Source organism: Dyadobacter crusticola DSM 16708, from assembly GCF_000701505.1.
In the GTDB taxonomy this organism is placed as follows: Bacteria; Bacteroidota; Bacteroidia; order Cytophagales; family Spirosomataceae; genus Dyadobacter; species Dyadobacter crusticola.
Window position 1 is genome coordinate 147,432 of sequence record NZ_JNJB01000001.1, and the last position, 15,274, is coordinate 162,705.

General features: G+C 46.6%; 12 protein-coding genes. 8 read left to right on the top strand and 4 right to left on the bottom strand.

Annotation, left to right across the window (positions count from 1 at the left end):
- Positions 1-4: 4 nt before the first annotated feature.
- Positions 5-364 carry a CoA-binding protein gene (locus tag Q369_RS0100730; RefSeq protein WP_031525623.1) on the bottom strand — a complete coding sequence of 120 codons (360 nt, stop codon included), beginning with the start codon at positions 362-364 and terminating at the stop codon, positions 5-7.
- 158 nt (positions 365-522) lie between these two features.
- Here Q369_RS0100730 and Q369_RS0100735 point away from each other — a divergent pair, with 158 nt between their 5' ends.
- Positions 523-1,095 (top strand): NUMOD4 domain-containing protein, encoded by a 573-nt coding sequence (locus Q369_RS0100735; RefSeq protein ID WP_031525625.1) that lies wholly within the window; start codon positions 523-525, stop codon positions 1,093-1,095.
- 9 nt (positions 1,096-1,104) lie between these two features.
- Here Q369_RS0100735 and Q369_RS0100740 read toward each other — a convergent pair whose 3' ends face one another.
- Positions 1,105-1,407 carry a HesB/IscA family protein gene (locus Q369_RS0100740; protein ID WP_031525627.1) on the bottom strand — a complete coding sequence of 101 codons (303 nt, stop codon included), beginning with the start codon at positions 1,405-1,407 and terminating at the stop codon, positions 1,105-1,107.
- A 139-nt stretch (positions 1,408-1,546) separates the two neighbouring features.
- Between Q369_RS0100740 and Q369_RS0100745 the strand changes: the two genes are divergently transcribed.
- Both Q369_RS0100745 and Q369_RS0100750 read left to right on the top strand, forming a co-directional pair.
- Positions 1,547-2,065, top strand: a complete 519-nt coding sequence (locus Q369_RS0100745) for a DUF7935 family protein (RefSeq protein ID WP_031525629.1) — start codon at positions 1,547-1,549, stop codon at positions 2,063-2,065.
- A gap of 196 nt (positions 2,066-2,261) precedes the next feature.
- The gene (locus Q369_RS0100750; RefSeq protein WP_031525631.1) at positions 2,262-4,670 is read left to right on the top strand and encodes an endonuclease MutS2; all 2,409 of its coding nucleotides are present in this window, start codon (positions 2,262-2,264) and stop codon (positions 4,668-4,670) included.
- 65 nt (positions 4,671-4,735) lie between these two features.
- Here Q369_RS0100750 and Q369_RS0100755 read toward each other — a convergent pair whose 3' ends face one another.
- Entirely contained in the window at positions 4,736-5,986 is a 1,251-nt protein-coding gene (locus tag Q369_RS0100755; protein WP_031525633.1) for an MFS transporter, read from the bottom strand.
- A 249-nt stretch (positions 5,987-6,235) separates the two neighbouring features.
- On the opposite strand from Q369_RS0100755, the gene Q369_RS0100760 reads away from it, so the two are divergent.
- From Q369_RS0100760 to Q369_RS0100780, 5 genes are all read left to right on the top strand, one after another.
- Positions 6,236-7,363, top strand: a complete 1,128-nt coding sequence (locus Q369_RS0100760) for a Gfo/Idh/MocA family protein (RefSeq protein WP_031525635.1) — start codon at positions 6,236-6,238, stop codon at positions 7,361-7,363.
- Positions 7,364-7,442: 79 nt separating this feature from the next.
- Positions 7,443-8,588, top strand: coding sequence for a Gfo/Idh/MocA family protein (locus Q369_RS0100765; RefSeq protein WP_031525637.1), 1,146 nt, complete (start codon positions 7,443-7,445; stop codon positions 8,586-8,588).
- Between the two features lie 65 nt (positions 8,589-8,653).
- A complete protein-coding gene (locus Q369_RS0100770; protein ID WP_031525639.1) occupies positions 8,654-9,022 on the top strand; it encodes a four helix bundle protein in 369 nt (122 codons plus the stop codon).
- 47 nt (positions 9,023-9,069) lie between these two features.
- Positions 9,070-10,122 carry a sugar phosphate isomerase/epimerase family protein gene (locus Q369_RS0100775; RefSeq protein ID WP_031525640.1) on the top strand — a complete coding sequence of 351 codons (1,053 nt, stop codon included), beginning with the start codon at positions 9,070-9,072 and terminating at the stop codon, positions 10,120-10,122.
- A gap of 146 nt (positions 10,123-10,268) precedes the next feature.
- Positions 10,269-13,676, top strand: coding sequence for a ThuA domain-containing protein (locus Q369_RS0100780; protein WP_031525641.1), 3,408 nt, complete (start codon positions 10,269-10,271; stop codon positions 13,674-13,676).
- A gap of 67 nt (positions 13,677-13,743) precedes the next feature.
- Here Q369_RS0100780 and Q369_RS0100785 read toward each other — a convergent pair whose 3' ends face one another.
- Positions 13,744-15,216 carry a tail fiber domain-containing protein gene (locus Q369_RS0100785; RefSeq protein WP_031525642.1) on the bottom strand — a complete coding sequence of 491 codons (1,473 nt, stop codon included), beginning with the start codon at positions 15,214-15,216 and terminating at the stop codon, positions 13,744-13,746.
- Between the last annotated feature and the right edge of the window lie 58 nt (positions 15,217-15,274).

Here is a 15,274-nt window from a genome sequence, read left to right on the forward strand (position 1 = left end):
ACAATCAATATTGACCAATTGATAGCATTACCAGCGTACAGCCCTCAATTGGTATGATATTTTTATCCAACAACATGTTTTTAAATTCAGGGTTCTCAGTACCAGGGTTAAAGATGACGCGTTTGGGATTTAAAGAGAGGATATAATCGTAATATTCAGGCTGGTGGCTCGGGTTGATGTACAATGTGACGGTGTCCACGTCTTTCCAGTTTGTCTTTTCAAGATGTATCTCTTCCCCCAATGCAGCACCTTTTCTTCGTCCGAGTAACAAGATCGGGTGACCGTAATTCCTGAGTTTTTGGGCAGCCAGATAAGCGTATCTGGATGGATTGGCGGTAGCGCCGATGATGAGCGTACGTTTCATTTTTTTAGTTTTTGATGAATCTAAATGTGTAAACCGCAGGGTAGCACTTATAGCAACAGAAAAAGATTGCAAAAATGTTTCCAGCAAAGCGCGGAGTGTGCCAGCACCGCGGGTTTCGAATGCAACCTTATAAAACCTAATAATATATCCTTATCACAATGAATGAGTTAAATGTAAGTCGGAGTTTCTGGAACGAAAAGTGGGCTAAAATTATCTTCGACGAAATCGAAAACGCTCCTCATTACGAAGTATCTAATTATGGCAGGCTGAAAAGTTTTCAGAACAATCCGAAAGACGGAGTGGTCATTAAAGGATCGGTTATCCAGGGATACAGATCGCTGAATATCAGGGTTGCGGGAGGAAAAACAATCAATCGTTACGTGCACAAGCTTGTAGCTGAGCACTTTGTAGATAAACCTGACGCAGAGCATAATTTTGTTATTCATATCGACTTTGAAAAACAAAACAACTACTACGAAAATCTGAAATGGGTTACGAAGGCTGAGATGATTGAGCATAACCGCGAAAATCCTGCATTTATCAACCGCGTGATCCCAAGACGAACCAAAAATTATAAGTTGACGGAAAGCAAGGTACGTATCATCAAAAAGCTGCTAAAAAACGACAATAACCGCCTTAAAATGATCGCAAAGCAGTTTGGGATTACGCATACGCAGCTGAACAGGATACGTTCCGGGGAAAACTGGAAGCATGTGACGATAGAGGAATAAAGGACTTACTTACATCGGCTGCTTGTCACCGGCTGAAACCGTATAGCCGCTGCCGTTCACGCCTTCTTCATAATCCACGGATACTCCGATGACGTACATCAGGTGGCGACGGTCTATGATTACCTTAATCCCTTCTACCAGGTAGGTTTGGTCAAATTCAGTCGCCGTATCAAATCCAAGCAGAAAAGTACCGCTGCATGCGCCCCCCCGCAGTCCTACCCTCAGCCCGTAGGTGTCAGGAATCTTGTTTGCTTCCAGTGTAGATTTAATTTCCAGCTTAGCGTTTGCTGTGAGTTGAATTGGGCTTTCCATTTGAATGCAGATGCTCGTTCGGATAAAAACTAAACAGCGGCGGTCCCCGTTCCATTCGAGACCCTAAATAAATATCGGCTGATTCTGGCAATCCGCTAATTTTGCAATTCGTTTTTGGATCGAAAATTAACATTTGAATATGGAATATCAGCTTATACTGGCCTTTTTGCTCCTCGGAGCGATCGTTACCTTCGGTATTTACATGACGATTAAGACCGTTGCCGAAAAGATCTTTGAAAAACAGAAATGGAACATCAGAAGCAAAAACATTGAGATCACCCTCCCCTTGCGGTTGCAGGCTTACGAGCGTATGTGCCTCTTTCTTGAACGTATCACGCCCAGTAATTTGTTATTGAGGCTGGTACCTTCCGCAATGAGCGCGCTGGAATTGCAGCAGATCCTTTTGCAGGAGATCAGGGATGAATACAATCACAACGTGGCGCAGCAGCTTTATATGAGTACGCACGCCTGGGAACAGATCACCAATGCAATGAATGAGACGGTTGCAGTTATCAACCAGGCAGCCACCGAAGTACCTGCCGAAGCCCCGCCTTCCGACCTGGCAAAAAAAATCTTTTCACAAGTAATCGAAAAAGAAGTACAGCCAGCCTCGCATGCATTGAAAGTGTTGAAGGAGGAAATCAGGGGGATATTTTAAAGGGGGCCGTCGGCTGTCGGCTACCAGACTTTTGCTCCGCGAATTAAAACTTGCAAGCAATAAACGAAAAACCCGAAAGCCGGTGGTGACTGCCGAAGTCATTAACTAAAAAAAAGCCGACTGCCGAAAGCCGACTGCCGAAGTACCCAGCAACACCACCTACATCTTTAATTAAAAAAAGCCGAAAGCCAAATAGATGCTTTACCCCAATACACTAGAACAAAAATTAGGTTTTGATAAACTTCGGGAACGATTGAAGGAGGCTTGTATCAGCCCGCTTGGGCAAGCTTTTGTGGAAAAGATCAAGTTTTCCGAGAATTTTACATTGGTAGAAAAGCTCGTCAGCCAAACGGCCGAGATGCAGCGCATACTTGAAATCGGAGAAAATTTCCCTTCTCAAAACTATATAGATGCGACGCCTTATCTGAAACGCGCCGCGATTGAAGGAATGTTGCTTACCCAGGCTGAGTTCTCGGATCTGAAAGTTTCCTTGCTCACGATCAAGCTTTGTCTTCGATTCTTTGAAAGCCAGGAACCTGACTCCTACCCGATCCTGGGCGAATACGCCAAAACTATCAGAGTAGAAAAAACGATCACCGACGCCATTGACCGCATTATCGACGACCGCGGTCAAATTCGTGATTCTGCATCGAGCGAGCTTTCACGTATCAGAAAACGACTGATTTCTGAACAGGCGGGAATTCGTAAAAAGCTCGACACAATCCTGAAATCGGCCCGAAGCAGCGGCTGGATCGGTGACGATGTTTCACTTACGGTGCGGAATGGAAGAATGGTTATTCCTGTTGCGGCAGAACATAAAAGAAAGCTGAAAGGATTTATCCACGATGAGTCTGCTACCGGGCAAACCGTCTTTATAGAACCTACTGACGTTTTTGAATCCAATAACGAAATACGTGAGCTGGAATATGAAGAGCGGCGCGAGATCAACCGGATACTGCTTGAACTTACCAGTCAGCTCAGGCCGTTCGTTCCGGATTTGCAAAAAGCCTACGGATTCCTCGGGTTAATGGATTTTCTGCGAGCGAAAGCCAAGCTGGCTGCCGAGATGGGCGCGATTAATCCGCCATTTACCAACCGACAATTTATAGACTGGCGAAATGCGCGTCACCCGCTGCTGCATTTGTCTTTCCAGAAGCAGGGCAAGAAAGTGGTACCTCTGAACATCGAACTGAGTGAAAAACAGCGCATTCTGATTGTTTCGGGGCCGAATGCAGGTGGTAAGTCTGTCTCGTTAAAAACGGTCGGACTTATCCAGTATATGTTTCAATGCGGCTTGCTGGTTCCTGTTGATGAAGGTTCCTCAATGGGATTTTTCCAGAATATTTTCATTGATATTGGTGACGAACAATCGCTGGAAAACGACCTGAGTACGTACAGTTCCCACCTGACAAATATGCGGTACTTCCTGACGACCGCGAACAGGCGCACTTTGTTTCTCATCGACGAGTTCGGAACGGGGACTGAGCCTGGCTTAGGTGGAGCAATTGCGGAGTCAATCCTGGAAAACCTGGTCAAATCGGGCGCCTATGGTGTGATTAACACGCATTATACCAACCTGAAAGTACTAGCCGACAAAACGGAGGGTCTTGTGAATGGCGCAATGCGTTTTGACGGAGAGCACCTGGAACCGCTTTACCAGCTGGAAATCGGCCGGCCTGGAAGTTCGTTCGCATTTGAAATTGCCTCGAAGATCGGTCTGCCGGAAGCTGTGGTGAACCGCGCCAAGGAGAAGCTCGGCAAGCAACAGGTCAATTTTGAGAAGCTGCTGAAAGAGCTTGACATTGAGCGCAGGGTCTTTTCAGAGAAGAACATTGAGATTGGCATCAAGGAAAGAAAGCTTGCCAAGCAGCTGGCGGACTATACTGCATTGAAAGAACGCCTCGAAACGAATGAAAAGAAGATTGTAAACGAAGCGAAACAAAAAGCCAAAAATCTGCTGACAGACGCTAATCAGCTTATAGAAAATACGATTCGCGAAATCAAGGAAAATAAAGCAGAGAAGGAGAAAACGAAATCTGTAAGAAACGAGCTTGAAACCTTTGGCAAGAAAAACCTGGCGTTTGAAGAAGTTAAGGAAACCGCCCCGGCAGAAGAAGTATACGAACCAGAAGGCGGAGAGATCGTGCCGGGAAGTTATGTCCGCATTCTAGGCCAGACTGCCATTGGAGAAGTGTTGGCTGTGAAAGGTAAAGATGCTGAGATCCGGATCGGAGATTTGAAATCCAATGTCAAGCTGAACCGCCTGGAAAAGGTTTCCAACAAAACTTACAAAGCTGCCACGGGCGAAAAGAAAATAAAATCCGCTGCAAAAGGAGTTGATTTGAACGAACGTATGCTCAATTTCAGCTTTAACCTGGATATGCGCGGAAAACGCGGTGAGGAAGCGCTGGGGCTTGTAGACCAATTCATGGACAATGCAATTATGCTCGGTTACGATGAGCTGCGGATCGTCCACGGCAAAGGCGACGGAATCCTGCGAACGCTTGTCAGAAACCATTTGAGAGGCTATTCACAGGTGAAAGGAATGCAGGATGAACATCCTGACCGTGGCGGAGCCGGGGTTACGATTGTTAAATTGAAATGAGTTTAGATAAAAATGAAAAAGCGTCAGGCAGATAACTGCCTGACGCTTTTTCATTGACTAGTGAATTAAAGTTGAGGCTGTTCGGCCACCAGCTTTTCTTCAACGTGACCTCCTCTTGGATTTCCGGCCCAGAACCAGAGAATCGCAAATGCGACGATCAGGATGATCGGGAAAGTAAGCATGGTAGACAATGTAGCCTGCCCTGCTGCCAGCTCCAATGCGGAACCTGTAAGGCCCTGCGCAGAATACTCAGAGTGTGCAGAGTCGATCCAGCGACCGATAAATGGTTGGAAGATTGAAGTAGACAACATACCTACCCCACCGATAATGGACATTCCAAGCGCGCCGCTCAACGGAACACGCTGCGCTACGAAACCGATTACAGTCGGCCAGTTGAAGCACACACCCAATCCGAATATAACGGCCGCGAAGTATGCGATAGGGCCGGTTACTGTGCTAAACATGTAGATACCGATAGCCGCCAGAACTGCACCGAAAAGCAGAATACCTGTTTGACCAACCAGATCCACCACCGGACCTGTGAAAAGTCTTCCTATCGTCATTACACCGAAAGTCAATGCCAATACGAGCATCGGATCTGCTCCGCTACTGCTCAATACTACATTCACCCACTGGTTAGGACCAAATTCTGTGATCGCGGTAAGCGCCATGCAGCAGAAAATGAAGATATACAAAGGAGTAAGCATCGCCTGGAAGTTCTTCGCAAGTGAAGTTACACCTTCCACTTTCGGTCTTGGGAAAGCCTGACCGAAGAAAAGGAATGCGTAGATAACGGTTGGGATCATCAATACCCAGATCTGAGTCTGCCACGACGAACCTGCGTCAGTCATGAACTTCGAAATTAAGCTACCCAATACGATACCGCCCGGGAACCACATGTGGAAGCGGCCGAGCATTTTGTTCAGCTTGTTGCTGGAATACATGTCAGCGATCATCGGGTTACAAGCCGCTTCTGTACAGCCGTTTCCGAAACCGATAAAGAATGTAGACACCAATAAGCCTGTGTAGCCGCCGGCGTAGATCGTCAGCAAAATTCCAAGCGTGTGCGCCACGACAGCAACCTGCATGATAATTTTCGGCCCGACTGTGTGATAAACAATACCTCCGATGATCATCGAAATTGGAAATCCGAAGAAGAACATGGAGTTAATAAAGCCCAACTGCTCGGCGGTAAGGCCAAATTCAGTGCCCAATTGCGGGAGGATACCTGCTCTGATACTGAATGAAAAGGCCGTTGTAATGATGGCAAGACAACTTGCGTTGAATAACCTGCTGCTGTTAACAGTTTGAGTCATAAGACTAAAAGGGTTTGATTTTTTGAATTAGATGGTTTTTTTGAAAACGGTCTGCGTTAAAGCTTTAATTTAAGATTTTCACAGAAAAAACAAATTAACGGCGATTCTACTGGTTTTAACAGGCTTTCGGGGGTGTTTTTTGAGTGTTAAAATTATATTTGTAAGAAGTAAGAGTGATATATACTACTCTTTATACCTTTAAAATCTTTTCAAAACTTTAAACCAACTGGAATGTCAAGAAAGATCAGAATGGGCATGGTAGGTGGTTCCCTGGACGCATTTATTGGTGGGGTACATCGCCGTGCAGCGATCATGGATGGAGAAATCGAGCTTGTCTGCGGTGCTTTCAGCTCCGACCCATTGAAGTCGAAGGAGTCAGGTAGCGCATTGTATTTACCGGAAGACCGGGTTTATAATGATTTTGAAGAAATGATTGCAAAAGAAAAGCAGCTCCCGGAGGGCGAGCGAATGGATTTTGTGGCGATCGTTACTCCAAATCACGTACACCACGCCCCTGCCAAGCTTGCCCTGGAAAATGGTTTTCATGTCGTTTGCGATAAACCGATTACATTAAATACGAAAGAAGCAGAAGAGATCGTCGCATTGGTTGAAAAAACCGGGCTGGTTTTCTGTTTGACCCATAATTACACGGGCTATCCCATGGTAAAGGAAGCCCGCGAAATGATTGCCTCCGGTGTAATCGGTGAGATCAGAAAAGTGATCGTGGAATACCCGCAGGGCTGGCTGGCTACTTTGGTGGAAGTGACCGGGAACAAGCAGGCTGCCTGGCGTACCGACCCGAAACGCTCCGGCGCTGCTGGCGGACTCGGTGATATCGGAACACACGCCGAAAACCTGGCTGAATACATTACCGGCCTCAAAATCACGCAGCTTTGCGCTGACCTGACCATTTTTGTGGAAGGTCGCCTGCTCGATGATGATGCCAACATTCTGCTGCGATTCAACAATGGTGCCAAGGGAATTCTTCAAAACAGCCAGATTGCAAACGGAGAAGAAAACGACCTGAACATCCGCGTTTACGGGGAGACTGGTGGATTGCAATGGAAGCAACTCGAACCTAATACGCTGATACACAAAACCAACCAGGGCGCACGCATTATCCGCACAGGTGTGGGTAATCTATCCAAAGCTGCCCAGGTGCACACGCGCATTCCTGCCGGGCACCCCGAGGGTTACTTTGAAGCATTCGCCAATTTGTACCGCAATTTTGCATTGCACGTACGAGCTCATTGGGAGGGTCGCACAGTAGATCCTGTTTACGATTTCCCAACTGCACAGGATGGATTGAGAGGGATGAAGTTCATTGACGCTGTCATTGCCTCCAATCAGACAGACACCAAGTGGACTGACTTCTGACCTGCATTCAATTCTTTTTTAACCTTAATCCTAACCCGCTTCGGCGGACTGTTTTCTCACCTATTTTCCATTCCCGTTTATGAATAAAATCAAAGTCGGCGTTGTCGGCACAGGTTTCATCGGCCCGGCGCACATTGAAGCGCTGCGACGCCTTCCAAATGTTGAAGTAGCAGCGCTTTGCGAAGTGACAGCTGAACTGGCAGCACAAAAAGCAGACGCACTCGGGATCGAACGTTCCTATACCTTCGAAGACCTTTTGAAACAAGATGACATTCAGGCTATACATATATGTACGCCCAACTTCCTTCACTACTCACAGTCGAAAGCTGCATTGCTGGCCGGTAAACATGTGATCTGTGAAAAACCACTTGCCAAAGACCTTGCGGAAGCAGAAGAGCTGGTAAAGCTTGCCGCTGAAACAGGATTAGTAAATGCAGTACACTTCAACCTGCGCTACTACCCGCTGGCACGTCAGATGAAATCAATGCGTGAAAAAGGCGAACTGGGTGAAATTTATTCCTTCATCGGATCTTACCTGCAAGACTGGCTTTTCTACGAGACAGATTACAACTGGCGCCTGGAACCAGATAAGTCGGGCGACTCCCGCGCGATTGCAGACATCGGTTCTCACTTGATGGATATACTGGAATACATTACCGGCCTGAAAACAGTTGCTGTCATGGCCGATTTCAATACCATTCATAAAACACGCAAAAAGCCGCTTAAACCGGTGGAAACATATTCCGGCAAGATGCTGCAGCCTGAGGATTATGCAGATGTACCTATCAACACAGAAGATCACGCAAACGTGTTGCTGCGTTTTGACAATGGCAGCAAAGGCGTAATCACGGTATCACAGGTTTCGGCTGGCCGGAAAAACAGAATGGCACTTGAAATTGCCGGTTCGAAGAAAACATTCAGCTGGTGCTCAGAATCACCAAACGAAATGTGGATTGGTAACCGCGACAAGAGCAATGAAATCCTGATGCGCGATCCTTCGCTGGTCAATGAGGATGTACGTTCAACAATCACATTCCCAGGCGGCCACAACGAAGGTTTCCCTGATACTTCAAAACAAATGTTCAAAGAAGTATACGCAGCCATCGCCGCAGGCAAACAACCAGAAAACCCAACATTCCCAACCTTCGCGGACGGATACAGGGAGTTATTGATTTGCGAGAAGATTTTGGAAAGTAACAGAGCGCAGGCGTGGGTTAATATTTAAATTTTGAATGATTGAATGAGTGAATGATCGAATGCCCATTTTGAAATAAATACACACACTGACTTATGGAAAATGCAAGCTCTAAATCGAGCTTTATCTTATTGCTGCAAAATCGGACAAAAGATTTCGTATTGCGGAGCATTAAGGTTTTCAAAGCACTGCCCCCGACCGAGGAAGCGCGGATTGTTGGAAAACAGTTCCTTCGATCAGCTTCATCCGTGGGAGCTAATTATCGAGCGGTTTGCAGAGCCAGAAGTCAGAATGAGTTTTTTTCAAAACTGAGTATTACGATCGAGGAGGCGGACGAATCATTATTTTGGTTAGAGATAATTTCAGAATCCGAAATATTGCCTCTAGACAAATTGAAATCCCTAATGAGAGAAGCGGAAGAGCTTATCAAAATTCTGTCCAAAGCCCGCAAAAACACCAGATAAACGACTCATTCAATCATTCATTCATTCAATCATTCAACATTAAAAACATGAAAACAATCAAAGGGCCGGGGATTTTCCTGGCACAATTCCTCGGTGACGAAGCTCCTTTTAATTCACTGGATTCGATTGCTGATTACATGGCGGGGCTAGGCTATAAAGGCCTTCAACTTCCTACATGGGATCCGCGGGTAATTGATGTGAAACAATGCGCTGAATCGCAGACTTATGCGGATGAGCTGAAAGGTAAACTGGCCGACAAAGGTCTGGAAATTACTGAACTGGCTTCGCATATCATCGGTCAGCTCGTGGCTTCGCACCCGGTATATGATGAAATGTACGACGGGTTTGCAGTGCCCGAGGTACGCAACAATCCGAAAGCGCGGGCTGAATGGGCTACGCAGCATTTGAAATATGTGGCGCAAGCAAGCCGCAGACTCGGACTTTCCGCAAGCGCGACTTTCTCGGGTGCATTGGCCTGGCCATTTTTGTACCCCTGGCCACAGCGCCCGGCCGGACTGATAGAAACTGCATTCAAAGAACTGGCTGCAAGATGGAAGCCGATCCTGGATGTTTATGATGAAAATGGCGTCGACGTAGCATACGAGCTTCACCCTGGTGAAGACCTTTTTGACGGATCTACTTTTGAGATGTTCGTTGATCACCTCGACGGTCACACGCGCGCCAACATCAATTACGACCCGAGCCACTTTGTATTGCAGCAGCTCGATTACCTGCAATTCATCGACCTGTACCACGACCGCATTAAGGCATTCCACGTAAAAGATGCCGAGTTTAATCCGTCGGGTAAGCAAGGTGTATACAGCGGATTCGCAGGCTGGGCTGACCGCGCCGGCCGTTTCCGCTCGCTAGGCGATGGACAAGTTGATTTCAGTGGTATTTTCTCCAAACTATCTCAGTACGATTACGGCAGCTGGGCAGTTTTGGAATGGGAATGCTGCATTAAGTCGCCTGTTCAAGGTGCAGCAGAAGGTGCGCCTTTCATTGAAAGCCACATTATAGAAGTAACTACAAAGGCATTTGACGACTTTGCAGGGACCGGAGCTGACGAGGCTTTCAACCGCAAAGTTTTAGGTCTGTAATTGTCGATTGTACAAGTATATTAAAAACCTGTCTTCCTTATGGAAGGGAGGTTTTTTTCATATAATTACCTGCTGCATTGTTTCGTTTTGAGTAGAATGAAAATGCAGTTCGAACACTAAAAAATAACCAGTTCACCTAATCTGTAATGCGTAAAATTCTTTATCAAAACTTGCTGAACCGACTCCGAGTGATAGGTACGATGGGCCTGGTCTGTTGCGGTTTAGCGTCCTCGGCACAAACTGTCACACCTGAAAAGCGCGTGCTTGTGTTTTCCAAAACGGCTGCATTCCGGCATTCTTCCATTCCGGCCGGAAAAGCGGCGATCATGAAATATGGCAAAGAAAATGGCTTTGCCGTGGATACTACTGAGAATGCGACGGCTTTTACAGAAAAGAACCTGCAAAAGTACGGCGCGGTCATTTTCCTGAATACGACGGGCAATATCCTGGACAATAAACAGCAGGAAGCATTTGAACACTACATCCAGGCGGGAGGCGGGTACGTCGGCGTTCATGCGGCTACCGACACCGAGTACGACTGGCCCTGGTACAACCAACTTTCCGGCGCCTATTTCGCGAGCCATCCAGGCAACCCGAACGTACAGGAAGGCGAAGCTTATGTAGTGAACGATCAGCACCCTTCCATGACGGGTTTTCCGAAGAAATGGAAGATCAAGGATGAGTTTTATGATTTCAAAAACTTCAATCCGAAGGTTAATGTCCTGGTCAAAATTGATGAGAAGACTTATAAAGACGGGAAAATGGGCGACGACCATCCAATGTCGTGGTTCCATGAATATGACGGTGGAAAAGCATTTTACACCAACTTCGGGCATGAAGATGCTACATATGAAAACCCGGTTTTTGTAAAACACTTTATCGGCGGTTTGAAGTGGGCAATGGCCGAAAAGCTCGACTTCGCGAAGGCGAGGCCGGAAGAAAACCGTTTCACTAAAAAGACCCTCGCTACCAAGCTTGACGAACCTACTGAGCTGGTCGTACTGGAAGATCAGAGCGTGCTTTTTTCAGAAAGAAAGGGAAAGTTGAAATTGTATAACCCAAAAACGGGCAAAGTAAAGGTTGTGGCAGAGGTACCTGTTTATACCAAGCAGGAGTATGGTTTAATGGGTTTAAATATTGATCCTAATTTCAATACGAACAAGCTTGTTTACCTGTACTACTCTCCGCTTTCATCTGCACCGGATACTGCTCAGCATTTGTCCCGCTTTAAATACGATGACGTCAAAGACACGTTGCTACTCAGCACCGAGGAGGTTTTACTGACTGTTCCTGTAAAGAGAACGGACTGCTGCCACACCGGTGGTTCCATTGCGTGGGATAGCAAGGGAAATTTGTACCTGTCTACCGGCGACGATGTAAATCCATTCCAGTCCAATGGATTCGGACCGATCGATGAGCGGCCGGGACGTGAAGGTTTCGACGGACAGCACACTTCTTCCAACACGAATTCACTTAGAGGCAAGGTAATTCGCATTAAACCACGCTATGGCGACCGCCGCGCAAATATGCCAGGCGGTACTAACTTGTACGATATCCCGGAAGGAAATCTGTTCCCTGCAGGTAACCCGAAAGCACGGCCTGAGATCTACGTAATGGGAACACGAAACCCTTACCGCATTTCAGTGGATCAGCACAATGGTTATCTGTATTGGGGTGATGTTGGTCCGGATGCATCTTTGGACGATCCGAAGCGGGGACCTCGCGGTTACGATGAAGTAAACCAGGCGAGAAAGGCAGGCTATTATGGGTATCCACTCTTCATCGCTGATAACAAGCCTTATATCGATTTCAATTTTGCTGACAGTACTTCACACGGACCATTTGACCCGGCGAAACCGATCAATAACTCGCCGCATAATACCGGCTTGCAAGAGTTACCGCCAGCCAATCCTGCATTCATCTACTATCCTTATGCAGACTCTCCTGAATTCGGAGCGATTGTTGGTAAAGGTGGCCGTAATGCAATGGCAGGACCTGTTTACTATTCTTCCGACTACAAGGATAGCAAGGTGAAGTTTCCGGAATACTACAATGGAAAATTCTTCGCTTACGACTGGATCCGTGACTATATCAATATAGTTACCATGAACGAGCAGGGTGACCTGAAGAGCATTGATCGTTTTTTACCAAATACCAAATTTAGTCACCCGATTGATATGCAGTTTGCAAATGACGGTTCGCTTTATACATTGGAATACGGGCCAAACTGGTTTGCCCAAAATGACGAAGCAAGCTTGTCGCATATCACATACAATGCAGGTAACCGCGTGCCGGTAGCAGTGGCAACCGCTACGAATACAACTGGCGCTACGCCTTTGAAAGTCAACTTTTCGTCAAAAGGATCTCTCGACTATGATGGTGATCCGATCAAGTACGAATGGTCTTTCGGGAAAGGACTTCCTAAGAGCAATGTGGCGAACCCAAGCTATACTTACGCAAAGCCGGGCGAATACACAGCTACTTTGAAAGTAACCGACAACGCAGGGAATGCAAATACATCGGAAGTTATTGTGCGTGTAGGTAATGCAATTCCGAAGGTTGATGTGGCTGTAAAAGGCAACAAAACATTTTATTGGAACGACAAACCTGTAAACTACGAAGTTTCGGTTTCGGATAAAGAAGATGGCAGCCTCGCGAATAAGAAGATCCCGGAGGACGAAGTTACTGTGACGATCAATTACCTGGAAGGTTTTGACAAAACCATATTGGCCCAGGGTCACCAGGCAAACACCGGCTTTGAAACCGGAAAAAGACTGATCGAATTGAGCGACTGCAAAGCCTGCCACTCGGTAGATAAAAAATCCATTGGTCCCGCTTATAAGGAAGTAGCGAAGAAGTATGCAAGTGAACGTAATTCACTTAAAACGCTTACCGACAAAGTTCTGAAAGGTGGAAGTGGTGTTTGGGGCGAGCAGGCAATGCCGGGCCACCCACAACACAAGCCCGAAGAAATCGAGGATATGGTGAAGTACATTCTTTCACTTGCGAATGACAAGGGGGTTGATAAAAAACCACTGAAAGGTTCGTACGTGACCGAAGCGAAGAAAAAATCCGGTTCGTACATCATCACGGCAAGCTATACTGATAAAGGAAGTGGCACAATGGGACCACTTACAGGTGCTAAAACACTTGCATTGCGTCCGGCAACATTGATGGCAGCCCTGGCCGACACTACTCAAAATACCGCCAACTTTAAAGGGGAGGACGGTAAAGAAATGGTAATAGGCTCCAAAAGCGGCAGCTTCTTCGCCTTCGACGATATTGACCTGACCGGTATCTCAAACCTCGCAATAGCAGGCAGTAGCAATGAGAAATATACTGCCGGCGGTACTTTGGAAGTGCGACTTGACAGTCCGGCCGGCACAAAGATCGGCGAAGTGAAGATCGACAAAACGGGAGAAGTAAGTATCCCGCTTAAAGCGCCAGTTGATCAAAAGCTGCATAAGTTGTTCTTTGTATACAGAAATCCGAATGCGGGAACAAAACCGTTGTTTACCGTAGAGTCAGTCCGGTTTGACCGAGCTACTTTATAAACTTGATTTATCTAAATGCGAAAAGCCGGGCTTCGATGAAGTCCGGCTTTTCGCATTTAAAAACAAACTATTTACTCACCATCATCTTTTTAGCGCCATTGCTTTTCCCATCCGTAACGAGATCGTAAATGAATACGCCGGTTCCAAAATCATGAGCAGAAAGCTGAATGGATCCTTCTCCGCGCGTTTTCACAACTTCTGTACGGATTTTATGTCCGTTTGTTGAATAAATATTCAATACTGCATCCTTGATCGTCTCCGGAATAAAGAACCTGATTGAAGAACTACCGGAAAAACCGTTTGGCGAATTTTGTTCCAGAATCACTCCATTCTCATTTACTTCGTTGGTTCTGGCGGCAGGATTGGTAAGCGGCCGAGTCATGTTGGAAGCCACAATGCGTTCTAGCTGGGCTAGTCTCTTCGTTAATTCGGCAGTCTCAGCTGTGAGCTGCCGGATTTCCTCGTCTTTTTGCTCGATCATTTGCTGCTGCTCTTTCACAGAGTTTACCAGCATATATGTCATTGCATTTGCATCGTAATCGAGGTATTCTGTCTTATTGCCAAGCGAATCCTGATAGGTGAATGTACCCACCATGTGAGGAGCTATTTTCTGCACGTCCTGGGCAATGATCCCTACGAACTTCTTATCTGTTGGCAAACCGGCCGCGCCGTTGTAGTTGAACCAGACGGGTTTGATCTGCTTTAACACATCAAGCCCTTCGGTGTAATCTGAGATATCCTTTTTGAGACGCTTGTCAGAGGCGACAATCCATGCGGAAGAGCCGGCTTTTGCAGCAGAAAACGTACTCAAGTGAAGCTTGTAAGTAGGGGCCTCAACCCCAATTCCTACATTGTCGAAAATTGTCCCGAGCACAATACTATGATCCCGGGTGACTTTGGTTTTCGCGCCCACTGCTGTTGCATAGGTTACATTGGCGCTCCCCGACGTTTCATGTCCAATATATGTATTTGCAAGCCCTTTCAAGTTACTGTTTCCGGCTCCGTGTCCGAGAAATACATTGTAATGTCCGCTTGTGTTATACTCTCCTGCTCCATTTCCAGCAAACAAGTTGTAATTCCCCTCCTTATTGAAGAAGCCGCTCCGGCAGCCAATGAAGATATTTTCGTTACCAAAGTAGTTAGAGCCGCCTGCTTCTACGCCAATGAAAGTGTTTCTAAGACCCACACCACTGCCTGCCCCTGACTTCGATCCTACAAAGGTATTCCAACTGCCTGTTGTATTGCTTTTGCCCGATAAGTACCCGAGAAAAGTATTCTCGCTTCCATGAGAAATCGAGAAAGCAGACCTGCTTCCAAGCGCTGTATTCTGATTTCCGCCTATATTAGCAAACCCGGAAAGACTCCCGACAAATGTATTATGCTCGCCGACCGTGGAGGAGCCCGCCCATATTCCCACATAAGTACCATCGGTACCCTGATCGCCGGCTTGCGAACCATAAGAGGTTGTCTGTCCGCAAACGCTGTTAAACATTCCTGCTAACAAGAAAGCAGCACCCGATAACTTGTAAATTGTTTTCATTTCGCAAAACGTTTAGTGTATTGTGCAACTTCGCAGTCGCAATTTTTACACTAGGAAT

What these genes read in the sequence shown, in the direction of transcription:
- Q369_RS0100730 (WP_031525623.1), bottom strand. Translation starts at nt 364, where the DNA reads ATGAAACGTACGCTCATCATCGGCGCTACCGCCAATCCATCCAGATAC.
- Q369_RS0100735 (WP_031525625.1), top strand. Translation starts at nt 523, where the DNA reads ATGAATGAGTTAAATGTAAGTCGGAGTTTCTGGAACGAAAAGTGGGCT.
- Q369_RS0100740 (WP_031525627.1), bottom strand. Translation starts at nt 1,407, where the DNA reads ATGGAAAGCCCAATTCAACTCACAGCAAACGCTAAGCTGGAAATTAAA.
- Q369_RS0100745 (WP_031525629.1), top strand. Translation starts at nt 1,547, where the DNA reads ATGGAATATCAGCTTATACTGGCCTTTTTGCTCCTCGGAGCGATCGTT.
- Q369_RS0100750 (WP_031525631.1), top strand. Translation starts at nt 2,262, where the DNA reads ATGCTTTACCCCAATACACTAGAACAAAAATTAGGTTTTGATAAACTT.
- Q369_RS0100755 (WP_031525633.1), bottom strand. Translation starts at nt 5,986, where the DNA reads ATGACTCAAACTGTTAACAGCAGCAGGTTATTCAACGCAAGTTGTCTT.
- Q369_RS0100760 (WP_031525635.1), top strand. Translation starts at nt 6,236, where the DNA reads ATGGGCATGGTAGGTGGTTCCCTGGACGCATTTATTGGTGGGGTACAT.
- Q369_RS0100765 (WP_031525637.1), top strand. Translation starts at nt 7,443, where the DNA reads ATGAATAAAATCAAAGTCGGCGTTGTCGGCACAGGTTTCATCGGCCCG.
- Q369_RS0100770 (WP_031525639.1), top strand. Translation starts at nt 8,654, where the DNA reads ATGGAAAATGCAAGCTCTAAATCGAGCTTTATCTTATTGCTGCAAAAT.
- Q369_RS0100775 (WP_031525640.1), top strand. Translation starts at nt 9,070, where the DNA reads ATGAAAACAATCAAAGGGCCGGGGATTTTCCTGGCACAATTCCTCGGT.
- Q369_RS0100780 (WP_031525641.1), top strand. Translation starts at nt 10,269, where the DNA reads ATGCGTAAAATTCTTTATCAAAACTTGCTGAACCGACTCCGAGTGATA.
- Q369_RS0100785 (WP_031525642.1), bottom strand. Translation starts at nt 15,216, where the DNA reads ATGAAAACAATTTACAAGTTATCGGGTGCTGCTTTCTTGTTAGCAGGA.